Source organism: Streptacidiphilus cavernicola (genome assembly GCF_042510955.1).
Taxonomy (GTDB): Bacteria; Actinomycetota; Actinomycetes; order Streptomycetales; family Streptomycetaceae; genus Streptacidiphilus; species Streptacidiphilus cavernicola.
Window position 1 is genome coordinate 13,418 of record NZ_JBHFAB010000039.1, and the last position, 23,845, is coordinate 37,262.

Consider the following 23,845-nt stretch of genomic DNA (forward strand, 5'->3'; position numbering starts at 1 on the left):
CAGAAAAGAAAGAGTTGAGAACATGACTGACGCTCTGAAGCGCCTCAGCGACGAAGGCGTGGCGATCTGGCTGGACGACCTCAGCCGCAAGCGGCTGACCTCCGGCAACCTGGCCGAACTGGTCCGGGACAAGCACGTGGTGGGGGTCACCACCAACCCCACCATCTTCCAGAAGGCCATCGGCGGCAGCGACGACTCCTACGACGCCCAGCTGCGCGACCTCGCGGTCCGCGGCGTGACCGTCGAGGAGGCCGTCCGGATGATGACCGCCGCCGACGTCCGCGAGGCCGCCGACGTGCTGCGCCCGGTCTACGACGCCAGCAACGGCCGCGACGGCCGGGTCTCCATCGAGGTCGACCCGCGGCTGGCGCACCGGACCGAGGCGACCATCGCCGAGGCCAAGCAGCTGGCCTGGCTGGTGGACCGGCCGAACACGCTGATCAAGATCCCGGCGACCAAGGCCGGGCTGCCCGCGATCACCGCCGTGATCGCCGAGGGGATCAGCGTCAATGTGACGCTGATCTTCTCGCTGGAGCGCTACCGCGGCGTGATGGACGCCTTCCTGACCGGCCTGGAGCAGGCCAAGGCCAACGGCCACGACCTCTCCTCGATCGAGTCGGTGGCCTCCTTCTTCGTGTCCCGGGTGGACACCGAGATCGACAAGCGCCTCGACAAGCTGGCCACCCCTGAGGCCAAGGCCGCCAAGAGCAAGGCCGCCGTCGCCAACGCCCAACTCGCCTACCAGGCCTACGAAGAGGTCTTCAGCTCGGACCGTTGGAAGGCCCTGGCCGCCGACGGCGCCAAGCCGCAGCGCCCGCTCTGGGCCTCGACCGGCGTCAAGGACCCGTCCCTGGACGACACCCTGTACGTGGTCGAGCTGGTCGCCCCGGGCACGGTCAACACCATGCCCGAGGCCACCCTCGACGCGGTCGCCGACCACGGTGTGATCCGCGGCGACACGGTCACCGGCTCCTACGCCGCCGCGCAGGCCGCGATCGACGCGCTGGCGCCGCTGGGCATCTCCTACGACGACGTGGTCCAGGTGCTGGAGGACGAGGGCGTGGAGAAGTTCGAGGCGTCCTGGAAGGAACTGCTGGACACCGTCTCCGCGTCGCTGGCGAAGTTCGCCCCGAAGGGGGGCACCGCCAAGTGAGCGAGGACGCCTCAGAGGTACTCGGCGAGGACACCGACATCGTCGACTCCTGGGTCAACCCGCTGCGCGACCCGGCCGACCGCCGGCTGCCGCGCATCGCGGGCCCGTCCGGGCTGGTCATCTTCGGCGTCACCGGTGACCTCTCCCGCAAGAAGCTGATGCCGGCCGTCTACGACCTGGCCAACCGCGGCCTGCTGCCGCCGGGCTTCTCGCTGATCGGCTTCGCCCGCCGCGACTGGGAGGACGAGGACTTCGCCCAGGTCGTCCACGACTCCGTCAAGGAGCACGCGCGGACGCCGTTCCGGGAGGAGGTCTGGCAACAGCTCGCCAAGGGCATGCGCTTCGTCCAGGGCGAGTTCGTCGACGACGACGCCTTCGAGAAGCTCCGCGAGACCATCGAGGAGCTGGACAAGGCGCAGGGGACGGGCGGCAACTTCGCCTTCTACCTGTCCGTGCCGCCGAAGTTCTTCCCGCAGGTGGTGCAGCAGCTCAAGGCGCACGGCCTGGCCGACCCGCCGAAGGGCGCCTGGCGCCGGGCGGTGATCGAGAAGCCGTTCGGCCACGACCTGGAGAGCGCGCAGGAGCTCAACGCCGTGGTGCACTCGGTGTTCCCGCGCGACGAGGTCTTCCGGATCGACCACTACCTGGGCAAGGAGACGGTCCAGAACATCCTGGCGCTGCGTTTCGCCAACTCGATGTTCGAGCCGATCTGGAACCGCTCGTACGTGGACCACGTGCAGATCACCATGGCCGAGGACATCGGCATCGGCGGTCGCGCCGGGTACTACGACGGCATCGGCTCGGCCCGTGACGTGATCCAGAACCACCTGCTGCAGCTGATGGCGCTGACCGCGATCGAGGAGCCCGCCTCGTTCCACCCCAAGGCCCTGGTCGCCGAGAAGCTCAAGGTGCTCTCGGCGGTCCGGATCCCCAAGGACCTGGCCAAGCACACCGTGCGCGGCCAGTACACGCACGGCTGGCAGGGCGGCGAGGAGGTGCTCGGCTACCTGGAGGAGGAGGGGATCGACCCCAAGTCCACCACCGACACCTTCGCCGCGGTGAAGCTGGAGATCAACAACCGCCGCTGGGCCGGCGTCCCGTTCTACCTGCGCACCGGCAAGCGGCTCGGACGCCGGGTGACCGAGATCGCGGTGGTCTTCCAGCGCGCTCCCTACCTGCCGTTCGACTCCAGCGCCACCGAGGAGCTGGGGCAGAACGCCCTGGTCATCCGGGTGCAGCCGGACGAGGGCGTGACCATGCGGTTCGGCTCGAAGGTGCCGGGGACCTCGATGGAGGTCCGCGACGTCAGCATGGACTTCGCCTACGGCGAGTCCTTCACCGAGTCCAGCCCCGAGGCGTACGAGCGACTGATCCTGGACGTCCTGCTCGGCGACGCCAACCTCTTCCCCCGCCACCAGGAGGTCGAGGAGTCGTGGAAGATCCTGGACCCGATCGAGGCGTACTGGGACAAGCACGGCAAGCCCGCCCCCTACGAGTCGGGCACCTGGGGCCCGGCCGAGGCGGACGAGATGCTCGCACGAGACGGTAGGAGCTGGCGCCGGCCATGAAGATCGACCTTACGGACACCACCTCCAGCAAGATCAACTCCGGTCTGGTCGAGGCCCGCAGGGCCATCGGCACCGGGGCGATCGGCATGGTGCTCACCCTCGTCATCGTCACCGACGAGGGCAGCGCCTACGACGCCCTCAAGGCGGCCGGCGACGCCTCGCGCGAGCACCCCTCGCGCATCCTTGCGGTCATCCGCCGCCCCGGGCGCTCGCCCCGGGCGCGGGCCGAGGCCCGTCTGGACGCCGAGATCCGGGTCGGCTCCGACGCCGGCACCGGCGAGACCGTGCTGCTCCGGCTGCACGGCGAACTCGCCGCGCAGGCCCAGTCGGTGGTCCTCCCGCTGCTGCTGCCGGACGCCCCGGTGGTGGTCTGGTGGCCGGAGAACGCCCCGGAGAACGCCGCCAAGGACCCGCTGGGCGCGCTCGCCCAGCGCCGGATCACCGACGCCGTCTCGGCCGAGTCCCCGGTCGAGCAGCTCGGCGTCCGCGCCGCCTCGTACACCCCCGGCGACACCGACCTGGCCTGGACCCGGATCACCCCGTGGCGCTCGATGCTCGCGGCGGCCCTGGACCAGCGCCGGGTCAAGGTCACCGCGGCCGTGGTCGAGGGCGAGTCCTACAACCCCAGCGCCGAACTGCTGGCGCTGTGGCTGGCCGACCGGCTGAACATCAAGGTCGACCGGGTGGTCACCGACGGCCCCGGGCTGACCGCGGTGCGGCTGCGCACCGCCGGCGGCGACGTCACCCTGGAGCGCTCGGACGGCCTGCTGGCGACGCTCTCCATGCCGGACCAGCCGGACCGGATGGTGGCGCTGAAGCGCCGCGAGACGTCCGAGCTGATCGCCGAGGAGCTGCGCCGGCTGGACCCGGACGACATCTACGCCTCGGCCGTCCGCTACGGGGTGCACAAGCTGCACCAGGACGGTCCCCCGGTCGGGCACGAGACCGTCGACGCCAGGACCGCGGCCGGGCAGCGGGCCTCGGAGAAGGCCGAGGCGGCGGGTGCCGCGCCCGCCAAGGCCCCGGCCAAGGCGGCCAAGAAGTCGGCCGCCTCGGCGAACCGGACCCAGAAGTGACGACGCCTCAACTCGTGGTCCACCGCGACAAGGACCTGATGGCCCTTGCCGCGGCGGCCCGGCTGATCACCCGGATCGTGGACGCGCAGTCCGCCCGCGGCGCCGCCTCGGTGGTGCTCACCGGCGGTCGCAACGGCAACGCGCTGCTCGCGGCGCTCGCCGCCTCCCCGGCCAGGGAGGCGGTGGACTGGTCCCGGCTCGACCTCTGGTGGGGGGACGAGCGCTTCCTGCCCGAGGGCGATCCGGAGCGCAACGCCACCCAGGCCCGCGACGAACTGCTCGACGCCGTCCCGCTCGACCCGGCACGGGTGCACTACATGCCCGCCTCGGACGGCGCGGACGGCGACGACGCCGAGGCGGCGGCCGAGCGCTACGCCGCCGAGCTGGCGAAGGCCGCCGGTCCCGAGGACCACGTCGGGGTCCCGGCCTTCGACGTGCTGCTGCTCGGCGTCGGCCCGGACACCCATGTCGCCTCGCTGTTCCCGGAGCTCCCCGGGGTACGGGAGACCACCCGTACCGTCGTCGGGGTCCGGGGCGCGCCGAAGCCGCCGCCGGTGCGGGTCTCGCTGACCCTGCCGGCGATCCGGGCGGCGCGGGAGGTCTGGCTGCTGGCCGCGGGCGAGGACAAGGCCGAGGCGGTCGCCCTGGCCCTGAGCAGCCCCGGCGAGATCCAGGCGCCCGCCTCCGGCGCGTACGGGCAGCACCGCACGCTGTGGCTGCTGGACCGGGCGGCGGCGGCCAAGCTGCCGCCGGAGATGTACCCGCCCGCCTCGGCCTGACGCACCGTTGCTAGGCTCGGCCCGGTCCGCCCGGACCTGCGGGCCGAGCCTGGAGCGGTGCCCGCCCCGTGTCCTCGTCACAGCTGTCGCCGTCACCGCGGACCGCCGTCCGCGGCGGGCCGCCGTCCGAGCCGACGCCTGCTCAGCCGCCCTGGTGGCAGCGGGCCCGGGTGCAGGCCTGGGGGCTGGCCGGGGTGTTCTTCGCGCTCTACTGCTGCCTGTCCGTACGGCGCCAGCAGCGCATCCTGTCAACCGGCTTCGACCTGGGGATATTCGAGCAGGGCATCCGCGGCTACGCGCACGGGCACGCGCCGGTCTCGCTGCTCAAGGGCCCGGGGTTCGATCTGCTCGGGGACCACTTCCATCCGCTGCTGGTGCTGTTCGCGCCGTTCTACCGGCTGTTCCCCGGCCCGCTGACGCTGCTGGTCGGCCAGGCCGCGCTGACCGCGCTGGCGGTCGTGCCGCTGGTGCGCTGGGCGCACCGGGTGCGCGGCCCGTGGGCGGCGGCCTGGACCGGTCTTGGCTTCGGGGCGTCCTGGGGCCTCGCCTCGATGATCGGCTTCGACTTCCACGAGGTCTGCCTGGCCGTCCCGCTGCTGGCGTTCGCGCTGGCTGCCGCGGGGCAGCGGCGCTGGCGGGCGGCGGCGCTGTGGGGGCTGCCGCTGCTGCTGGTCAAGGAGGACCTGGGGCTGACCCTGGCCGTGCTCGGCGGCTGTATCGCCTGGAAGGGACCGCGCCGGCTCGGCCTGGCGCTGGCCGTGGCCGGCGTACTGGGCACGCTGCTCGAAGTACTGGTGATCCTGCCTGCGGTGAACCAGCACGGCAGCTTCGACTACTGGAACGAGATCGCCGGCGGCAGCACGGCCGCCACCGCCCACTCAGGTTCGCTGACCGGGACCGTGCTGCACACCTTCTGGCCGCCGGAGAAGTACCTCACCGTACTGCTGCTGCTGGCGCCGACCGGCTTTCTGGCGCTGCGCTCGCCGCTGGTGCTGCTCGCGCTGCCGACGCTGGGCTGGCGCTTCGTCTCGGCGAACCCGGCCTACTGGGGCACCGCGGACCACTACAGCGCGGTGCTGATGGTGGTGGTCTGGGCGAGCACGGTGCAGGCGCTGGACCAGCACCGGGAGGTGCTGCGCGGCCCCCGGCTGCGGCTGCGCTGCGGTGCCGGCGCCCTGGTCACCGCCGTCTGCCTGCCGCTGTTCCCGCTGGGCGCGCTGTTCCTGCCGGGCACCTGGACCACGACCGCGCATGTCCGGGCGGCGCACCGGGTGCTGGACCGAATACCCGACGGGGCGACCGTGGCCAGCACCGACCGGCTCGCCCCGCAGCTGACCGACCGGGCCGCGGTGAGCCTGGTCTGCAGCCCCGACCCGCCGACCGCGCCGCCGGACTGGATCCTGGTGGACCGGGCGGACTCCACGAACTTCCCCTGCCCGATCACCACCGCCCTGGCCGTCGTGGCGGCGGACGAACGGTCCGGCGGCTACCGGCTGGTGACCGACCAGGACGGCATCGTGCTGCTGCACCGTCAGTAACGCGTCAGCGCACACCGTAGGGCGGCAGCGGCGGTTCGGCCCGTGCCAGCAGTTCCCGGGCGGCCTCGCCCGCGCCGGACGGCGACCAGCGGGCGCCGTGCCGGGCCGTGGGCCCGGGACGCCAGCCCTGCATCACCGTGATCCGGCCCCCCTCGGCCTCGAACACCTGGCCGGTGACGCCCTCGCTGGCGTCGCTGCCGAGCCAGACCACCAGCGGCGAGACGTCCTCCGGCTCGGGCAGCGCGGCGGCGATCGCGCCCTCGGTCATCCGGGTTCTGGCGGCCGGGGCGATCGCGTTGACCTGCACCCCGTAGCCGGCGAACTCGGCGGCGGCGACCAGGGTCAGACCGAGGATCCCGGCCTTGGCCGCGGAGTAGTTGCCCTGCCCGACGCTGCCCAGCAGCCCGGCCCCCGAACTGGTGTTGACGATCCGGGCAGCGACCGGGCGCCCCGCCTTGGCGGCGGCCCGCCAGTGCGCGGCGGCGTGCCGCAGCGGCAGGAAGTGGCCCTTGAGGTGGACCCGCAGCACCGCGTCCCAGTCGTCGCCGTCCAGGTTGACCAGCATCCGGTCGCGCAGAAAGCCCGCGTTGTTGACCAGGGTGTCCAGCCGTCCGAAGGTCCGCAGCGCGGTGTCGACCAGGCCGGCTGCGCCCTCCTCGGTGGCGATGTCGCCGCCGTGCGCGACCGCCCGGCCGCCCGCGGCGCGGATCTCGGCCACCACGTCCAGCGCGGGGTTGCCCGCGGCGGGGGCGCCGTCCAGGCCGACGCCGAGGTCGTTGACCACCACGTCGGCGCCTTCGGCGGCGAAGGCCAGGGCATGCGCACGACCGAGGCCGCGGCCGGCGCCGGTGACCACGACGGTGCGGCCCTGGGCGAGTCCGGGCATCGTCAACTCTCCTTCTCGTTCGCGTGGTTGTTCGCGTGGTTGCCGTCGTGGTCGGCGTTGGCGGCGTCCAGGAACGCCGGGCGCTCGCCGCCGCCGTGCAGCAGCAGGGAGGCACCGCTGATGTAGGCGGCGCGCGGCGAGGCCAGGAAGACGCAGGCGTCGCCGACCTCCTCGGGCCGGGCCAGCCGCCCCAGCGGGACGGTGCGGGCAACGGCGGCGATGCCCTCCTCGTCGCCGTAGTGCAGCGCCGATGCCTCGGTCCTGACCATGCCGAGGACCAGGGTGTTGACCCGCACCCGCGGCGCCCACTCCACCGCCAGGCTGCGGGCGAGCTGGTCGAGACCGGCCTTGGCCGCGCCGTAGGCGGCGCTGCCGGGCGAGGGGCGCTGCCCGCTGACGCTGCCGATCATGACGATGCCGCCGCCCTCGGGCTGACGGTCCATCAGCGCGTGCGCGGCGCGGGAGAGCAGCAGCGGGGCCAGCAGGTTGAGTTCCAGCACCCGTAGGTGCCGGGCGGCACTGCCCTCGGCGAGCGGCAGGTACGGCGTCCCGCCCGCGTTGTTGACCAGCAGGTCCAACCGCCCGTGCTCGGCCGCGACCTGAGCCAGCAGCGCCGCCCCCGCGTCCGGGTCGCGGACGTCCAGGGCGCGGAACTCCGCGGCGCGGCCCGCTGCTTCGAGCGGTGCGGCGGGCGGGCGGCGGGCCGCCGCGACCACCTCCGCCCCGGCCCCGAGCAAGGCCCGCACGATGCCGGCGCCGACGCCCCTGGTCCCGCCCGTGACGACGGCGACCCGTCCGGCGAGTTCTTGACGGTCCGTCATCTCACCCTCCCCACAACTCGGTTCCACTGCTACCGTCGCACCTAACAAACGTTTGGTGGAAAGGTAGCCGAGAATCCCATGGGTGTCTCCACCTCGCTCCCCGAAGCCGGGATAGCCGTCGTCACCGTCGCCTACCCACCGGTCAACGCCCTTCCGGTGGACGGCTGGTACCGGCTGGCCGACGCACTGCGGACGGCCGGTGCGGACCCCGGGGTCCGGGTCGTCCTGCTGGAGGCCCCGGGGCGAGGCTTCAACGCCGGGGTCGACATCAAGGAGATCCAGCGCGACCCGGGCCCGCAGGCCCTGATCGGCGCCAACCGCGGCTGCGCGGAGGCCTTCGCGGCGGTCTACGAGTGCCAGGTGCCGGTGATCGCCGCGGTGCAGGGGTTCTGCCTGGGCGGCGGCATCGGCCTGGTCGGCAACGCCGACGCGATCGTGGCCGCGGACGACGCCGTCTTCGGCCTGCCCGAGCTGGACCGGGGTGCGCTGGGCGCGGCCACCCACCTGGCCCGGCTGGTGCCGCCGCACCTGATGCGCCCGCTCTACTACACCGGACGCACCGTCAGCGCGCAGGAGCTGCACCGGCACGGGTCGGTCTGGCAGGTGGTCCCGCGCGACGGACTACGGGAGGCGGCCATGGGGTTGGCCCGGCAGATCGCCGCCAAGGACGGCTACCTGCTGCGACTGGCCAAGGAGGCGATCAACGGCATCGACCCGGTCGACGTCCGCCGCAGCTACCGCTTCGAACAGGGCTTCACCTTCGAAGCCAACCTGGCCGGGGCGTCCGACCAGCACCGCGAGGCGTTCCTGACAGCGGAGGAGAGCTGATGGACAAGCGGATGAGCCCGGACCAGGCCGTCGCCCGGCTGTGGAGCGGGATGACCCTGGGCATCGGCGGCTGGGGCTCGCGGCGCAAACCGATGGCGCTGGTACGGGCGATCCTGCGGTCCGACCTCACCGATCTGACCGTGGTCTGCTACGGCGGCCCCGACGTCGGCCTGCTGGCGGCGGCCGGACGGATCGCGCACCTGGTCACCGCGTTCGTCACGCTGGACTCCGTCCCGCTGGAACCGCACTTCCGCGCCGCGCGGGAGAGCGGGTCGCTGCCCCGGCTGACCGAGTACGACGAGGGGATGTTCCTGCAGGGCCTGCGCGCCGCCGCGCAGCGGCTGCCGTTCCTGCCGATCCGGGCCGGCCTCGGCTCGGACGTGCTGCGGATCAACCCCGGGCTGCGCACGGTGACCTCCCCCTACCCGGACGGCGAGGAGCTGGTGGCGGTGCCCGCGCTGCGGCTGGACGCCGCACTGATCCACCTGAACCGGGCGGACCGCTCCGGCAACGGGCAGTATCTCGGCCCCGACCCGTACATGGACGACCTCTTCGCCGCCGCCGCCGACGCCGCCTACCTCAGCTGCGAGCGGCTGGTCGACACCGCCGACCTGCTCAAGGAGGGCGGCCCGGCCTCGCTGCTGATCCCCCGTCATGACGTCACCGGCGTGGTGGAGGCCCCGAACGGCGCGCACTTCACCTCCTGCGCCCCCGACTACGAGCGCGACGAGGCATTCCAGCGCGGCTACGTCCGCGCCGCCGCCGACCCGGACGCCTGGGGCGCCTTCACCGAACGCTTCCTCTCCGGCGACGAGGCCGACTACCAGGCCGCCGTCACCGCCTTCGCCGCCCACGCAGCGGAGGCCGACCGATGACCGACGGGATCACCAGGGCCGAGTACTGCGTCATCGCCTGCGCCGAGGCCTGGCGCGGCGACGGGGAGGTACTGGCCGCCGCGATGGGCACGGTCCCGACCATCGGCGCCCGGCTGGCCAAGCTCACCTTCGCACCGGACCTGCTGATCACCGACGGCGAGGCGCTGCTCTCCGCCGACGTGCCCGCGCTGGGCGCGACCCCGACCGCGGTGGAGGGCTGGCTGCCGTACCGGCGGCACCTGGATCTGGTGGCCCGCGGCCACCGGCACGTGATGATGGGCGCCAGCCAGCTCGACCGGTACGGCAACCAGAACATCTCCGCCATCGGCGACTGGCCTCGACCGGCCCGGCAACTGCTGGGGGTGCGCGGCGCGCCCGGCAACACCGCCAACAACCCCACCAGCTACTGGATCCCCCGGCACAGCCGCCGGGTCTTCGTCGACCGGGTGGACCTGGTCTGCGGCGTCGGGCAGCACCGGCTGAGCGGCGCGGCGGCCCGCTTCCACGACCTGCGGCGGATCGTCACCGACCTGGCGGTGCTGGACTTCGGCGGGCCGGGGCGGGCGATCCGGCTGGTCTCGGTGCACCCCGGGGTGAGCGTCGACCAGGTGGTCGAGGCAACCGGCTTCCCGCTGTTCCTGCCGCGGCAGACACCGGCCACCCGTGATCCCTCGGCCGAGGAGCTGCGGCTGATCCGCGACGTCCTGGACCCGCGCGGGGCGCGGGACCGCGAGGTGCGGTGATGGCGCTGCCGCGAGGAGAGGCGCCGCAGGGGGCGCCGCCGCGGTTGGAGACTCCGCTGACGCGGTTGGTCGGGGTGCGGCATCCGATCGTGCAGACCGGCATGGGCTGGGTCGCCGGGCCCCGGCTGGTCACCGCCACCGCCCGTGCGGGTGGCCTCGGCATCCTTGCCTCGGCGACCATGACGCCGGGTCAACTACTGGCTGCGGTACGGGAGGTGAAGGAGCGCACGGACGCGCCGTTCGGGGTGAACCTGCGCGCGGACGCGGGCGACGCCGTCGAGCGGGCGGACATCGTCATCAAGGAGGGGGTCAGGGTCGCCTCCTTCGCGCTGGCCCCCTCGCGCGAGCTGATCGCCCGGCTGAAGGACGCGGGTGTGGTCGTCATCCCCAGCATCGGCGCCCGGCGGCACGCCGAGAAGGTCGCGGCGTGGGGCGCGGACGCGGTCCTGGTCCAGGGCGGCGAGGGCGGCGGGCACACCGGGCAGGTCGCCACCACCGTGCTGCTGCCGCAGGTGGTCGACGCTGTCGACCTCCCGGTGATCGCCGCAGGCGGCTTCCGCGACGGCCGCGGCCTGGTCGCCGCGCTCGCCTTCGGCGCGGCGGGCGTCGCCATGGGCACCCGCTTCCTGCTCACCTCGGACAGCACCGTCCCGGACCCGGTGAAGGCCTGCTACCTGGCCGCCGGGGTCAACGACATCGTGGTCACCACGAAGGTGGACGGCCTGCCGCACCGGATGCTGCGCAGCGAACTGGTCAAGGCGCTTGACCGTTCGGGACGGACCAGGGCGCTGGTACGGGCGGGGCGGCATGCCGCCGCCTTCCGCGCGGACTCCGGCCTGAGCCTGCGTGCGCTGCTCCACGACGGCCTGGCCATGCGCCGCGCCCACGATCTGAGCTGGAGTCAACTGCTGCTCGCCGCCAACACCCCGATGATGCTCAAGGCCGCGATGGTCGACGGCCGCACCGACCTGGGCGTGATGGCCTCCGGCCAGATAGCGGGCCTGATCGACGACCTCCCGTCGGTCCAGGAACTGATCGACCGCATCATGGCGGAGGCAGTGGACGTCCTGACCCAGCGCCTCCCGAGAGCGTGAGAGACGACCAGGCGCCCGGATCACGACACGCTGCGCCGGTGGGGTCGGCCTTCACCGTACCGGCGGCAACCGCCCCGTCTCGCGCCTCCGGCGCAAAGCAGCCAACTACAAGAGCCGGGGGCAGGGTGAGGCCCGCTGCGGGATGAGCAGGAGCGGGGGGCGTGGAGCATGGAGCGAGGACCTTGCGCCCTACCCCGCACGGATCGCGCCCCCGTCCCGCACGGATTGAGCCCTGCCCCGCACGGATCGCACCCCGCCCCCACCCGCGGATCGCCCCAGCCGTCACGGGCCTACGGCGGCCCGCCCCTCCCCTGCTGCCGTAGTTGGCCGTCGAGCGGCAGCGAGACCGAGCGTGACCACCGCCAGCCGCGGGTACGGTCGCACGACCCCACCGGGCACTACCGCGTAGCCGCGCCCCGCTGGTTTTCGTCCGTGAGCCGCACCCGCCGCCCCACAGCCACCCCGTCTCCCAGCCCGCCCCTACAACCGTTCGATGATGGTGACGTTGGCCTGCCCGCCCCCCTCGCACATGGTCTGCAGGCCGTACCGACCCCCCGTCCGCTCCAGCTCGTTCAGCAGCGTGGTCATCAGCCGAACCCCGGTCGCGCCCAGCGGATGCCCCAGCGCGATCGCGCCGCCGTTGACGTTGACCCTGTCAGGATCCGCTCCGGTCTCCTTCAGCCAGGCCAGCACCACCGGGGCAAACGCCTCGTTGATCTCGACCAGGTCCATGTCCTCGATGGTCATCCCGGCCTTCTTCAGCGCGTACGCCGTCGCCGGAATGGGCGCGGAGAGCATCCGGATCGGGTCCTCGCCGCGCACCGACAGGTGATGCACCCGGGCCCGCGGCGTGAGTCCGTACTCGGCGACCGCCCGTTCCGAGGCGATCAGCATCGCCGACGCACCGTCGGACACCTGCGAGGAGACCGCGGCAGTCAGCCGCCCCCCTTCGGTCAGCGGCTTCAGTCCGGCCATCTTCTCCAGCGTGGTGTCCCGGCGCGGGCCCTCGTCCTGCCGCACCTCCCCGTACGGCGCGATCTCCCGGTCGAACCGTCCCTCGTCGATCGCGCGGGCGGCGCGCTGGTGCGACCGCAGCGCGAAGCGCTCCATCTCCTCCCGCGAGATGTCCCACTTCTGCGCGATCAGCTCGGCGCCGTGGAACTGGTTCACCGGCTGGTCGCCGTACCGCTCGCGCCAGCCGATCGACCCGGCGTACGGGCCTTCGGTCAGGCCCAGCGGCAGAGCCGCCTCACGGGAGGAGTACGCGATCGGGATCTGCGACATGCTCTGGGTGCCGCCCGCGACCACCAGGTCGCTGGTCCCCGACATCACCGCCTGCGCAGCGAAGTGCACCGCTTGCTGCGAGGACCCGCACTGCCGGTCGATGGTGACGCCGGGCACCTCCTCTGGCAGCCCCGCGACCAGCCAGCAGGTGCGGGCGATGTCGCCGGCCTGCGGGCCGACCGTGTCCAGGCAGCCGAAGACCACGTCCTCGACCAGTGCCGGGTCGATCCCGGACCGCTGGACCAGCGCCCTGAGCACATGCGCGCCCAGATCCGCGGGATGCGCGGCGGAGAGGCCGCCGCCGCGGCGCCCCACCGGAGTGCGTACGGCTTCGACGATGTATGCCTCGGGCATGATGACGTGGTTCTCCTTCTGATCAGCGGATGTTGATGCCGTCCAGCAGCATGCTGAGGTACTGCCGGGCGATGGTCCCGGCATCGTGCCTGCCGCCGGGCCGGTACCAGGACGCGGCGACCCAGACCGTGTCGCGGACGAAGCGGTACGCCAGCCGGAGGTCCAGGTCGGAGCGGAACTCCCCGGCCGCGACCCCGCGTTCCAGCGTCCCCTGCCAGGCGGCCTCGAACCGGCTCATCGAGTCGGCGAGGTAGGCGAACCTGGGCTGCCCGGCCAGATGCCGTTCGCGCTGGTAGATGGCGACCGCGTCGCGGTGCCGGTCGATCTCCCGGAAGGACTGGCCGACCAGGGCCTCCAGCGTCTCCCTGGGCCCGAGACCGGCCGCGAGGACCGCGTCGTAGCCGGTCCACAGCTCGGTCAGGAAGCCGGAGAGGATCTCGTCCAGCATCGACTCCTTGGAGTCGAAGTGGTAGTAGAGGCTGCCGGCCAGGATTCCGGCGGCGTCGGCGATCTCCCGGACCGTGGTGGCGTCGTAGCCCTGCCGCGCGAACACCTGCGCCGCGGTGGCCAGCAGCTCACCGCGCCGGCCCGCCGCCGCCGTCTTCGCCTGGGACGTCATCGCTGCTTCGCTCATCTCTTCACGGTGTCACGGGTCTTCACGGTGTCACGGGTGCTGGCTGCTCACGGAGACGATCTCCCCGGTCATGTAGGACGAGTATCCGCTCGCCAGGAAGACGATGACATTCGCCACCTCCCACGGCTCGGCGTACCGCCCGAACGCCTCGGCCGCGGTCAGCCGCTCCAGCAGTTCCGGGGTGGTGACCTTGGCCAGGTGCGGGTGCATGGCCAGACTCGGCGCCACCGCGTTCACCCGGACCCCGAACTCCGCCGCCTCCACCGCCGCGCAGCGGGTCAGCGCCATCACCCCGGCCTTCGCCGCCGCGTAGTGCGCCTGCCCGGCCTGGGCCCGCCAGCCCACCACCGAGGCGTTGTTGACGATCACGCCGCCGGTGCCGGACTCCCGGAACCGGCGCAGCGCCGCCCGGGTGCAGCGCATGGTGCCGGTCAGGGTGACGTCCAGCACCCGGTCCCACTGCTCGTCGGTCATCTCGACCAGCGGCGCGGTCCCGCCGAGACCGGCGTTGTTGACCAGGATGTCGAGCCGTCCGTGCCGGGCCTCGGCCAGCGCCAGCAGCGCGGCGACCTGTGCCTCGTCAGTGACGTCGCAGGCGGTGCCGCCGACCCGGTCCGGGCCGAACTCCTCCGCCAGCGCCGCCACCGTCTCGTCCAGCCGCCGGGCGTGCGCGTCGCCGAGGACCACGTCCGCGCCCTCCTCCAGCAGCCGTCGCGCGGTCGCCCCGCCGATTCCGGCCCCGGCGGCGGCGGTGACCACGGCGCCGCGCCCGGCCAGCAGCCGGTGCCCCGGCGGATAGGCGGGGGGTGTGCTGGTGCTGGGCATGAAGCGCTCCACCTCTCGACGCCCGACTACCCGCACGTTAACCTACCAAACACTTGTTAGGGAAGGAGAGGCAGTCATGCCAGCCGAGCCCGAGGTCGTCCTCTACGAGCGCCAGGGGCCGGTCGCCCTGGTCACCCTGAACCGCCCGGACTACCGCAACGCCCAGAACTCCGCCATGACCTACGCCCTTGACCAGGCCTTCTACCGCGCCGCCGAGGACCCCGAGGTCAAGGTCGCGGTGCTGCGCGGCGCCGGCCCGCACTTCTCCGCCGGGCACGACATCGGCACCCCGGGGCGCGACGCGCACCTCCCCTTCGAACGCCGGGCCTCGCTGTGGTGGGACCACTCCGAGCGGCAGGGCGCGGAGAGCCGCTACGCCCGCGAGTCCGAGGTCTACCTCGGCATGTGCCGCCGCTGGCGCGAGCTGCCCAAGCCGGTGATCGCCTCGGTGCACGGGGCCTGCGTGGCCGGCGGGCTGATGCTGGCCTGGGTCTGCGACCTGATCGTGGCCAGTGAGGACGCCTTCTTCGCCGACCCGGTGGTGCGGATGGGCATCCCCGGGGTCGAGTACTTCGCCCACCCCTGGGTGCTGCCGCCGCGGATCGCCAAGGAGTTCCTCTACACCGGCGACCGGATGTCCGCGCAACGCGCCTACGAGCTGGCCATGGTGAACCGGATCGTGCCCCGGGCCGAGCTGCACTCCGCGACCATGGCGCTGGCCGCCAGGATCGCCGAGATGCCGACCATGGGCCTCGCCCTGACCAAACGGGCCGTCAACCAGGCCGAGGACCTGCAGGGCCTGCACAGCGGCCTGGACTCGGTCTTCGGGTTGCACCACCTCGCCCACGCCCACAACGCCGAGACCGCGGCCGACTCCCTCGGCGGGATGGACGCCGCCGCGATGAAGGCCGCCGCCGCCCGAGCGGGCCAGAGCTGATGGACCTTCAGTTCAGCGAAGAAGACCGCGAGTTCCGCGCCGAGGCACGGGCCTGGCTGGCCGCGCACGTGCCGGCCCGGCGGCTGCCCTCGCTGGAGACCGAGGCCGGTTTCGCCGCGCACCGGCTCTGGGAGCAGGAGCTGCAGGCCGACCGCTGGGCCGTGGTCTCCTGGCCGGAGGAGTACGGCGGGCGGGGCGCGAGCCTGCTGCGGTGGCTGGTCTTCGAGGAGGAGTACTACGCCGCAGGCGCCCCGGGACGGGTCACCCAGAACGGCATCAACCTGCTCGCGCCCACCCTGTTCGAGCACGGCAGCGCCGAGCAGCGGGCCCGGGTGCTGCCGCCGATGGCGGGCGGCGGGTGCGTCTGGGCCCAGGCCTGGTCCGAACCCGGCGCGGGCAGCGACCTGGCCGCGCTGCGCTCCACCGCCCGCCGCACCGAAGGCGGCTGGCTGCTGGACGGGGCCAAGACCTGGTCCTCCCGGGCGGCCTTCGCCGACCGGGCCTTCGGGCTGTTCCGGTCCACCCCGCTGGCCGAGTCCGGCGCACCGCACCGCGGGCTCAGCTATCTGATGTTCCCGCTGGACGCACCGGGGGTGACGGTCCGTCCGATCGGCCGCCTGGACGGCAGGCCGGCCTTCGCGGAGATCTTCCTGGACGCCGTGTTCGTCCCGGACCGGGACGTCATCGGCGAGCCCGGCCAGGGCTGGCGGGCGGCGATGAGCACCGCGGGCAACGAGCGCGGGCTGACCCTGCGCAGCCCCGGACGCTTCCTGGCCGCCGCCGACCGGCTGGTGGCGCTGTGGCGGACGGTCGGCGACCCGGCGGACACCGCGCTCGCCGAACGGGTCGCGGACGTGGTCGTCCGGGCCCGCGCCTACCAGCTGTTCGGCTTCGCCGCCGCGGCCCGGATCACCGAGGGCGGGAGCCTCGGCGCGGAGTCCAGCCTCAACAAGATCTTCTGGTCCGAACTCGACATCGCCCTGCACGAGACGGCACTCGACCTGCTCGGCCCGGACGGCGAACTCCTCGACGGCGCCGCCGAGGACGACTGGTCCGAGGGCTATGTCTTCGCCCTGGCCGGACCCATCTACGGCGGCACCAACGAGATCCAGCGCGACATCGTCGCCGAGCGGCTGCTCGGCCTGCCCCGGGGACGGCGTGGATGAGATTCCTGCTCAGCACCGAGCAGCGCGACTTCGGCGCAGGACTGGACGCGCTGCTGACCGCCGCCGACGTCCCGGCGGTGATCAGGGCGCGTGCCGCCGGTGATCCGGCCCCGCTGCGGGCCCTGTGGAAGCGGCTGGCGGCCAGCGACCTGTTCGCCCTCGCGGTGCCCGAGCGGTTCACCGGAACCGGTCTGATGCCACTCGAACTGGCGCTCGCCTGCGTCGAGTTGGGCCGTCACGCGGTCCCCGGCCCGCTGGCCGAGAGCTTCGCCGCGAGCGTGCTGCTGGACGGCACCCCGCTCGCCGCCGAACTGCTGCCCCGGGTCGCCGCGGGCGACGCCGTGCTCACCCTGGCGCTGCCCGCCGAGAGTCCGTACGCCGCCGACCCGGACCTCGCCGACGCGGTGCTGACGGTCGACGGCGGCGTCCTGCACACCGCCGCCGGGCACGGCCCGCTGCGCCCCTCGCTGGACCCGGCCCGGCTGCTGGCCCGCCCCGGACCGCTCACCCGCGTCGCCGCCGTGGACCCGGAGCGCGCCACCGCCGTGGCCGTGCTCTGCACCGCGGCCCTCGCCCTGGGCGCCGGCCGGCGGCTGCTGGCCGCCACCGCTGCGTACGCCGCCACCCGGGTCCAGTTCGGCAGCCCGATCGGCGGCTTCCAGGCGGTGAAGCACCGGCTGGCCGACGTGCTGCTGCGGCTGGAGTTCGCCGAACCGCTGCTCCACGCCGCGGCCCTGGACCTGACCGGCCCCGACCTCCACGCCGCCAAGGCCGCCTGCGGCGACGCCGGCTACGCCGCCGCCAGGGCCGCACTGCAACTGCACGGCGCGATCGGCTACACCGACGAGTTCGACCTGTCGCTGTGGATCCGCCGGGCCCGGGTGCTCCGCTCGGCCTGGGGCTCGCCGTCCGCCTGCCGCCGCCTGGTCCTGGACGCGCGGAAGGGCACCACCGGGCCACTGGTGAGGTAGCTGCCCGGGAGTGCCCCTGTGGTACCGCGCCGTGCTGTCGCGCTGCTCAGATCTCGCCGCGGAGCTTCGCCAGCGCCTCGGCCAGGATCGCCTCGCCGTCGGCGTCGCTGCGACGCTCGCGGACGTAGGCGAGGTGGGTCTTGTAGGGCTCGGTGCGCGGCGGGGCCGGCGGGTTCTCCTCGTCCTGACCGGCCGGGAAGCCGCAGCGCGGGCAGTCCCAGGTCTCCGGGATCTGCGCGTCGGACGCGAAGGACGGGCGGGTCTCATGCCCGTTCGCGCACCAGAAGGAGATGCGGAGGCGAGGAGCGGACTCGCCGCGCTCGGCTTCCCCCATGGGGCCTGCCCCGACCCTGCTGCCACGGATGGCGTTGCCACTTGCCACGGTCTGACTCCCTGCGTGCTGGTGCGATGCGATAGTCACGTGGGAGGAATCCGCGCCCCCGAGGCTCGGCCCCCACAGTGTCCCGTCGCCCCCCTTCTCCGACGGAGTCGTCCCAGTGTACGGACCGCATAAGTGCCGTCCGACACCGCCACCGGTGACGACTGTCACTCATGATAGGCGGCCGGACGACACTCCGTCAGCAAAGGATGCTGCCTGCTCAGCCGTTCTTGGCCTTGAGCAGCAGCGACAGGATGATGATGCAGGCGAACCAGGCGATCCCCATGAAGATGGTGATGCGGTCGAGGTTGCGCTCCGCGACTGCCGAGCCACCACCGGTGGAGGACATGCCGCCACCGAACATGTCGGAGAGACCGCCGCCCTTGCCCTTGTGCAGCAGGACGAGGGCAACCATCATCACGCTGAAGAAGATCAGCGCGATCGAGAAGCCGAGGATCACGGCGGGACCAATCTCTCGAAACCAGTGTCGGGCACAGTATGCGGCAGGGCCGGACTGCGGACAACGTCCGGGTGCCGGCCCCGCCCACTCTAGACCGCGATCAGCCTACCGCCTGGTCCCGGTAGCGCACGATCCTCACGAACTCCTCGGCGTCGAGGGCCGCGCCGCCGATCAGGGCGCCGTCCACGTCCGGCTTGGCCATGATCCCGGCCGCGTTCGACGACTTCACCGAACCGCCGTAGAGGACCCGGACCTTGTCGGCCAGCTCCTGGTCGTACAGCTCGGCCAGCCGGGCCCGGATCGCGCCGCAGACCTCCTGGGCGTCCTCCGGGGTGGCCACCTCGCCGGTGCCGATGGCCCAGACCGGCTCGTAAGCCACCACGATCTGCTCGGCCTGCTCGGCCGGGACGCCGTCCAGGGCGCCGTCCAGCTGGGCCAGGGTGTAGCCGACCTGGTCGCCCGCCTTGCGGATGTCCAGGCCCTCGCCGACGCAGAGGATCGGCACGATGCCGTTCCGGAACGCGGCCTTGACCTTGGCGTTGACGATCTCCTCGTTCTCGCCGTGGTACTGGCGCCGCTCCGAGTGGCCGATGGCGACATAGGCGCACTTCAGCTTGGAGAGCATCGGGCCGGAGATCTCGCCGGTGTAGGCGCCGGAGTCCTGCGCCGAGATGTCCTGGGCGCCGTACTTGATCTTCATCTTGTCGCCGTCGACCAGGGTCTGCACCGAGCGCAGGTCGGTGAACGGCGGCAGGACGGCGACCTCGACCGACGCGTAGTCCTTGTCGGTCAGCGCGAAGAACAGCTTCTGGGTGTGGGCGATGGCCTCCAGGTGGTTGAGGTTCATCTTCCAGTTGCCCGCCATCAGCGGGGTGCGTGCAGCAGTCATGTCGCTCAGTTCTCCAGTGCGGCCAGGCCGGGGAGGGTCTTGCCCTCCAGGTATTCGAGGCTGGCGCCGCCACCCGTCGAGATGTGTCCGAACTTCTTCTCGTCGAAGCCCAGGATGCGTACGGCCGCGGCCGAGTCGCCGCCGCCGACCACCGAGAAGGCGTCGCCCTCGGCCAGCGCCTCGGCGACAGCGCGGGTGCCCGCGGCGAAGTCGGGGTGCTCGAACACGCCCATCGGGCCGTTCCAGAACACCGTCCGCGCGTCGGCCAGCTTGGCGGCGAACAGCTCGCCGGTGGCCGGGCCGAGGTCCAGGCCGAGCTTCCCGGCCGGCATCGCGTCGGCGGGGACGACCTCGAAGTCCTCGACCCTCGCCTTGGTCTTCAGGTCGGGGAACGACCCGGAGACCGCGACGTCGACCGGCAGCACGAACTCCACGCCGTTCTTCTCGGCCCGCTCCAGGTACTCCAGCACGACCGGGATCTGGTCCTCCTGCAGCAGGCTGGCGCCGACGTCGTGGCCCTGCGCCTTGAGGAAGGTGAAGGCCATGCCGCCGCCGATGAGGATCCGGTCGGCCTTGCCCAGCAGGTTGTCGATCACGCCGAGCTTGTCGGAGACCTTGGAGCCGCCGAGCACCACCACGTAGGGGCGCTCGACCTGCTCGGTGAGCCGCTTCAGCACGCCGACCTCGGTCGCGATCAGCAGGCCAACCGCGTGCGGCAGCCGGGCCGGGAGGTCGAACACCGAGGCGTGCTTGCGGTGCACCGCGCCGAAGCCGTCGCCGACGTAGAGGTCGGCCAGGGCGGCCAGCCGGTCCGCGAAGGCGCCGCGCTCGGCGTCGTCCTTGCTGGTCTCGCCGGCGTTGAAGCGCAGGTTCTCCAGCAGCGCGACCTGGCCGTCCCCCAGCGCAGCCACGGTCGCGGCGGCGCTGTCGCCGACGGTGTCGGTGGCGAAGGCCACCTCCTGGCCCAGGCTGTAGTCCTCTTGAAGGATGGCACCGAGCCGCACGGCGACCGGGGCCAGGCTGTACTGCGGTTCCGGCGCGCCCTTGGGACGGCCGAGGTGGGAGGCGACGATCACCTTGGCGCCGGCCGCGGCCAGCTTGGCGATCGTGGGCGCGACGGCGCGGATCCGGCCGTCGTCGGTGATGTCGGTGCCGGACAGCGGCACATTGAGGTCGGCGCGGACGAATACCCGCTTGCCGGCGACGTCGAGGTCGTCGATGGTCTGCACGGTCAGGAGTCTCCTGTGGAGGTGGCGACGGACGGGGGAACACCGAAAGCAGGGCCCGGACGTCGGTTGTCCGGACCCTGGCTCACGTCGTGCCTACTGCGAAGCCGCTCGTCAGAGCTGGCCACCGACCAGGGTGGTCAGGTTGACCAGGCGGTTGGAGTAGCCCCACTCGTTGTCGTACCAGCCGAAGATCTTCACCTGGTTGCCCTGGACCATGGTCAGCGGCGCGTCGAAGATGCAGGAGTACGGCGAGTTGACGATGTCGCGGGAGACGATCTCGTCCTCGTTGTAGTACAGGTAGCCCTTCAGGCTGCCCTGCGAGGCCTTCTGGAACGCGGCGTTGACCTCGTCCTTGGTGACCTCGCGCTCCAGGTCCACCACCAGGTCGGTGATCGAGCCGGTCGGGACCGGGACGCGCAGCGAGGTGCCGTCCAGCTTGCCCTTGAGCTCCGGCAGCACCAGCGCGGTGGCCTTGGCGGCACCGGTGGAGGTCGGGATGATGCTCAGGGCCGCGGCGCGGGCGCGACGCAGGTCCTTGTGCGGGAAGTCCAGGGTGACCTGGTCGTTGGTGTACGCGTGGATCGTCGTCATCATGCCCTTGACGATGCCGAACGACTCGTGCAGCACCTTCGCCATCGGCGCCACGCAGTTGGTGGTGCAGGAGGCGTTGGAGATGATGCTGTGCTTCGCGACGTCGAGCTTGTCGTCGTTCACGCCCATGACGATGGTGATGTCCTCGTCGGAGGCGGGGGCCGAGATCAGGACCTTCTTGGCGCCGGCCGTGATGTGCTTCTTGGCCTGCTCGGCCTTGGTGAAGAAGCCGGTGGACTCGATCACGACGTCGGCGCCCAGGGCGGCCCAGCCGAGGGCGGCGGGGTCGCGCTCGGCGGTGACCTTGAAGGTCTTGCCGTCGACGGTGATGCTGTCGTCGGTGTGGGTCACCTCGGCCTGGAAGGTGCCCAGGGTCGAGTCGTACTTGAGCAGGTGCGCCAGAGTCTTGGTGTCGGTGAGGTCGTTGACACCCACGATCTCGATGTCCGCGCCCTGGGAGATGACCGCGCGGAAGAAGTTACGGCCAATGCGGCCGAACCCGTTGATGCCTACCCGGATCGTCACGAACCGATCTCCTCGCTGGTACGCCGGCGCTGTACGCCGACGAGCTGGAATGGGATGTCCCCGACCGCTTAAAACCCTACCCCGCGGCAGTGGCCGAGGGCACATCAGCCCGCCCGTACGGGCCCATAACCAGCGAAAGCCGCCCTGGACCAGGGGTCCGCGGACGGCATTCGGCTGGGTTTCACCGGAATTTCGCCGGTATTTCAGTGGACTGCCATCTCCTCGGACGCATAGGAGTCCGACTCCGACAGGTTGTGCTCGGTGCTGGGCAGCCCCAGCTCCGAGGCCCGCTTGTCGGCCATCGCCAGCAGCCGCCGGATCCGCCCGGCCACCGCGTCCTTGGTCAGCGGCGGGTCGGCCAGCGAGCCCAGCTCCTCCAGCGAGGCCTGCTTGTGCTCCATCCGCAGCCGCCCGGCCGCGGCCAGGTGCTCCGGGACCTCCTCGCCGAGGATCTCCAGCGCCCGCTGCACCCGCGCCCCGGCCGCGACCGCGGCCCGCGCCGAGCGGCGCAGGTTGGCGTCGTCGAAGTTGGCCAGCCGGTTGGCGGTCGCCCGGACCTCGCGGCGCATCCGCCGCTCCTCCCAGGCCAGCACCGACTCGTGCGCGCCGAGCCGGGTCAGCAGCGCCCCGATGGCGTCGCCGTCGCGGATCACCACCCGGTCCACCCCGCGCACCTCGCGGGCCTTCGCCGGGATGCCGAGCCGCCGGGCCGCGCCGACCAGGGCCAGCGCCGCCTCCGAGCCGGGGCAGGTGATCTCCAGCGAGGAGGACCTGCCGGGCTCGGTGAGCGAGCCGTGCGCCAGGAAGGCCCCGCGCCAGGCCGCCTCGGCGTCGCAGGTCGCCCCGGAGACCACCGCCGGGGGAAGCCCCCGGATCGGCCGTCCGCGCCCGTCCACCAGGCCCGTCTGCCGGGCCAGCAGGTCGCCGTCCTTCACCACGCGCACCACGTACCGGCTTCCGCGTCGCAGACCGCCGGGGGCCATCACCACAAGCTCCGAGGAGTGTCCGAAGATCTCCAGGAGGTCCTTGCGCAGTCGCCTCGCCGCGACTCCGGTGTCCAGCTCCGCCTCGATCACGATGCGTCCGCTCACAATGTGCAGACCGCCCGCGAACCGCAGGATCGCCGACACCTCCGCCTTGCGGCAGCATGCCCGGGTGACGGGTAGCCGGCTGATCTCGTCCTTCACCGCTGCCGTCATCGCCATGGCGCGATCCTTCCATGCATTCTGAAGATCCGGTCGTACGCTGCGGCCAGAAGCTCCGGGTCGTGTCGCCCCGGCGCCGAGCCGACCGCGACGCTGTCGAGCACGAGTTCGGCGCCCAACCGCTTGGCCGCGCTGCGCAGCGCCTCCGGGTCGGCCACGGCCGCCTCGTCCGCGAGGACGAAGTCGACCGTCAGCTCGGGGGCGTGCGCCCCGAGCACCTCCAGGTGGCGCTGCGGGGAGAAGCCCTCGGTCTCCCCCGGCTGCGCCACCAGGTTGAGCGCCAGCACCTTGCGGGAGCGGGTCTGCACCAGCGCGGCGCGCAGCTCCGGGACCATCAGGTGCGGCAGCACGCTGGTGAACCAGGAGCCGGGGCCGAGCACCACCCAGTCCGCCTCGCGCACGGCGGCCACCGCCTCCGGCACCGCGGGCGGGTCCTGCGGAAGCAGCCGCACCGACTGCACCTCGCCCGGGGTGACCGCCACCTCGGCCTGGCCGCGCACGGTGTCCAGCCGGTCCGGGTGGGCCGGGTCGATGCCGCGCACCACCGCCTCGATGTCCAGCGGCACCGCCGACATCGGCAGCACCCGGCCGTGCGCGCCGAGCAGCTTCCCGACGTAGGCCAGGGCCTCCACCGGGTCGCCGAGCTTCTCCCAGAGCGCCACGATCAGCAGGTTGCCGACGGCGTGGCCGTGCAGGTCCCCGTCGCTCTGGAAGCGGTGCTGGATCACCTCGGACCAGGTCCTGCCCCACTCGTCGTCGCCGCACAGCGCGGCCAGCGCCTTGCGCAGGTCGCCCGGGGGCAGCACGCCCAGCTCGGCCCGCAGCCGACCACTGGAGCCGCCGTCGTCGGCGACGGTGACCACCGCGGTCAGCTCGCCGGTGAGTCTGCGCAGCGCGCGCAGCGACGCGGCCAGCCCCTGCCCACCGCCGAGAGCGGTGATCCGCGGAGCGCCGTGACGGCCTCGGCCCTGTCGTCCGGCAACGATGTGCGACGCCACCCGTGCCCCTTTTGCTGCCCTGCGCGGCAACCCGCCT

24 protein-coding genes are annotated in these 23,845 nt (G+C 72.7%); 12 read left to right on the forward strand and 12 right to left on the reverse strand.

Annotation, left to right across the window (positions count from 1 at the left end; translation table 11 throughout):
- The first annotated feature begins 22 nt into the window (after positions 1-22).
- The 5 genes from tal (at position 23) to ACEZDE_RS32715 (ending at position 6,114) form a co-directional block, all read left to right on the forward strand.
- The gene (gene tal / locus ACEZDE_RS32695) at positions 23-1,153 is read left to right on the forward strand and encodes a transaldolase (protein ID WP_380544437.1); all 1,131 of its coding nucleotides are present in this window, start codon (positions 23-25) and stop codon (positions 1,151-1,153) included.
- Positions 1,150-2,721: a glucose-6-phosphate dehydrogenase gene (gene zwf, locus ACEZDE_RS32700; RefSeq protein WP_380544440.1), complete on the forward strand. Its 1,572-nt coding sequence runs from the start codon at positions 1,150-1,152 to the stop codon at positions 2,719-2,721. Before tal ends, zwf begins: the two co-directional genes overlap by 4 nt.
- Positions 2,718-3,797 carry a glucose-6-phosphate dehydrogenase assembly protein OpcA gene (gene opcA, locus ACEZDE_RS32705; protein ID WP_380544443.1) on the forward strand — a complete coding sequence of 360 codons (1,080 nt, stop codon included), beginning with the start codon at positions 2,718-2,720 and terminating at the stop codon, positions 3,795-3,797. Before zwf ends, opcA begins: the two co-directional genes overlap by 4 nt.
- Positions 3,794-4,576: a 6-phosphogluconolactonase gene (gene pgl, locus ACEZDE_RS32710; protein WP_380544446.1), complete on the forward strand. Its 783-nt coding sequence runs from the start codon at positions 3,794-3,796 to the stop codon at positions 4,574-4,576. The genes opcA and pgl overlap by 4 nt, the downstream gene beginning before the upstream one ends.
- Before the next feature lie 68 nt (positions 4,577-4,644).
- Positions 4,645-6,114: a DUF2079 domain-containing protein gene (locus ACEZDE_RS32715; protein ID WP_380544449.1), complete on the forward strand. Its 1,470-nt coding sequence runs from the start codon at positions 4,645-4,647 to the stop codon at positions 6,112-6,114.
- 4 nt (positions 6,115-6,118) lie between these two features.
- Here ACEZDE_RS32715 and ACEZDE_RS32720 read toward each other — a convergent pair whose 3' ends face one another.
- Positions 6,119-7,000: an SDR family oxidoreductase gene (locus ACEZDE_RS32720; protein WP_380544452.1), complete on the reverse strand. Its 882-nt coding sequence runs from the start codon at positions 6,998-7,000 to the stop codon at positions 6,119-6,121.
- Between the two features lie 2 nt (positions 7,001-7,002).
- Positions 7,003-7,821, reverse strand: coding sequence for an SDR family oxidoreductase (locus ACEZDE_RS32725; RefSeq protein ID WP_380544455.1), 819 nt, complete (start codon positions 7,819-7,821; stop codon positions 7,003-7,005).
- Between the two features lie 78 nt (positions 7,822-7,899).
- Between ACEZDE_RS32725 and ACEZDE_RS32730 the strand changes: the two genes are divergently transcribed.
- The 4 genes from ACEZDE_RS32730 to ACEZDE_RS32745 are packed head-to-tail and all read left to right on the forward strand — an operon-like array spanning position 7,900 to position 11,361.
- Positions 7,900-8,649 carry an enoyl-CoA hydratase family protein gene (locus ACEZDE_RS32730; protein ID WP_380544459.1) on the forward strand — a complete coding sequence of 250 codons (750 nt, stop codon included), beginning with the start codon at positions 7,900-7,902 and terminating at the stop codon, positions 8,647-8,649.
- Positions 8,649-9,524 (forward strand): CoA transferase subunit A, encoded by an 876-nt coding sequence (locus tag ACEZDE_RS32735; RefSeq protein ID WP_380544462.1) that lies wholly within the window; start codon positions 8,649-8,651, stop codon positions 9,522-9,524. Before ACEZDE_RS32730 ends, ACEZDE_RS32735 begins: the two co-directional genes overlap by 1 nt.
- Positions 9,521-10,267, forward strand: coding sequence for a CoA-transferase subunit beta (locus ACEZDE_RS32740; RefSeq protein WP_380544465.1), 747 nt, complete (start codon positions 9,521-9,523; stop codon positions 10,265-10,267). The genes ACEZDE_RS32735 and ACEZDE_RS32740 overlap by 4 nt, the downstream gene beginning before the upstream one ends.
- Complete coding sequence (locus tag ACEZDE_RS32745; protein ID WP_380544468.1) at positions 10,267-11,361, forward strand: NAD(P)H-dependent flavin oxidoreductase; 1,095 nt, start codon at positions 10,267-10,269, stop codon at positions 11,359-11,361. Before ACEZDE_RS32740 ends, ACEZDE_RS32745 begins: the two co-directional genes overlap by 1 nt.
- 480 nt (positions 11,362-11,841) lie before the next feature.
- Here the strand turns inward: ACEZDE_RS32745 and ACEZDE_RS32750 are convergent, their stop codons facing one another.
- Genes ACEZDE_RS32750 through ACEZDE_RS32760 form a run of 3 tightly spaced genes read right to left on the reverse strand, consistent with a single transcriptional unit; the run spans position 11,842 to position 14,458 of the window.
- Positions 11,842-12,999 (reverse strand): acetyl-CoA C-acetyltransferase, encoded by a 1,158-nt coding sequence (locus ACEZDE_RS32750; protein WP_380544471.1) that lies wholly within the window; start codon positions 12,997-12,999, stop codon positions 11,842-11,844.
- Positions 13,000-13,021: 22 nt separating this feature from the next.
- The gene (locus ACEZDE_RS32755; RefSeq protein ID WP_380544474.1) at positions 13,022-13,633 is read right to left on the reverse strand and encodes a TetR/AcrR family transcriptional regulator; all 612 of its coding nucleotides are present in this window, start codon (positions 13,631-13,633) and stop codon (positions 13,022-13,024) included.
- Positions 13,634-13,663: 30 nt separating this feature from the next.
- Positions 13,664-14,458, reverse strand: coding sequence for an SDR family oxidoreductase (locus tag ACEZDE_RS32760; protein WP_380544477.1), 795 nt, complete (start codon positions 14,456-14,458; stop codon positions 13,664-13,666).
- Between the two features lie 76 nt (positions 14,459-14,534).
- Here ACEZDE_RS32760 and ACEZDE_RS32765 point away from each other — a divergent pair, with 76 nt between their 5' ends.
- The 3 genes from ACEZDE_RS32765 to ACEZDE_RS32775 are packed head-to-tail and all read left to right on the forward strand — an operon-like array spanning position 14,535 to position 17,532.
- Positions 14,535-15,395, forward strand: a complete 861-nt coding sequence (locus tag ACEZDE_RS32765; protein ID WP_380544480.1) for an enoyl-CoA hydratase — start codon at positions 14,535-14,537, stop codon at positions 15,393-15,395.
- The gene (locus ACEZDE_RS32770; RefSeq protein ID WP_380544483.1) at positions 15,395-16,561 is read left to right on the forward strand and encodes an acyl-CoA dehydrogenase family protein; all 1,167 of its coding nucleotides are present in this window, start codon (positions 15,395-15,397) and stop codon (positions 16,559-16,561) included. The genes ACEZDE_RS32765 and ACEZDE_RS32770 overlap by 1 nt, the downstream gene beginning before the upstream one ends.
- Positions 16,558-17,532 carry an acyl-CoA dehydrogenase family protein gene (locus tag ACEZDE_RS32775; RefSeq protein ID WP_380544486.1) on the forward strand — a complete coding sequence of 325 codons (975 nt, stop codon included), beginning with the start codon at positions 16,558-16,560 and terminating at the stop codon, positions 17,530-17,532. The genes ACEZDE_RS32770 and ACEZDE_RS32775 overlap by 4 nt, the downstream gene beginning before the upstream one ends.
- Before the next feature lie 46 nt (positions 17,533-17,578).
- Here the strand turns inward: ACEZDE_RS32775 and ACEZDE_RS32780 are convergent, their stop codons facing one another.
- From ACEZDE_RS32780 to ACEZDE_RS32810, 7 genes are all read right to left on the reverse strand, one after another.
- Complete coding sequence (locus ACEZDE_RS32780) at positions 17,579-17,914, reverse strand: RNA polymerase-binding protein RbpA (protein WP_123501027.1); 336 nt, start codon at positions 17,912-17,914, stop codon at positions 17,579-17,581.
- A 217-nt stretch (positions 17,915-18,131) separates the two neighbouring features.
- Complete coding sequence (gene secG, locus ACEZDE_RS32785) at positions 18,132-18,371, reverse strand: preprotein translocase subunit SecG (protein ID WP_380544489.1); 240 nt, start codon at positions 18,369-18,371, stop codon at positions 18,132-18,134.
- Between the two features lie 100 nt (positions 18,372-18,471).
- Complete coding sequence (tpiA, locus tag ACEZDE_RS32790) at positions 18,472-19,260, reverse strand: triose-phosphate isomerase (RefSeq protein WP_380544492.1); 789 nt, start codon at positions 19,258-19,260, stop codon at positions 18,472-18,474.
- 5 nt (positions 19,261-19,265) lie between these two features.
- Positions 19,266-20,489: a phosphoglycerate kinase gene (locus ACEZDE_RS32795; protein ID WP_380544495.1), complete on the reverse strand. Its 1,224-nt coding sequence runs from the start codon at positions 20,487-20,489 to the stop codon at positions 19,266-19,268.
- A 111-nt stretch (positions 20,490-20,600) separates the two neighbouring features.
- Positions 20,601-21,605 carry a type I glyceraldehyde-3-phosphate dehydrogenase gene (gene gap, locus ACEZDE_RS32800; protein ID WP_380544497.1) on the reverse strand — a complete coding sequence of 335 codons (1,005 nt, stop codon included), beginning with the start codon at positions 21,603-21,605 and terminating at the stop codon, positions 20,601-20,603.
- Positions 21,606-21,808: 203 nt separating this feature from the next.
- Complete coding sequence (whiA, locus tag ACEZDE_RS32805; RefSeq protein ID WP_380544500.1) at positions 21,809-22,810, reverse strand: DNA-binding protein WhiA; 1,002 nt, start codon at positions 22,808-22,810, stop codon at positions 21,809-21,811.
- Positions 22,801-23,808, reverse strand: coding sequence for a gluconeogenesis factor YvcK family protein (locus ACEZDE_RS32810; RefSeq protein ID WP_380544503.1), 1,008 nt, complete (start codon positions 23,806-23,808; stop codon positions 22,801-22,803). The genes whiA and ACEZDE_RS32810 overlap by 10 nt, the downstream gene beginning before the upstream one ends.
- Positions 23,809-23,845 lie beyond the last annotated feature (37 nt).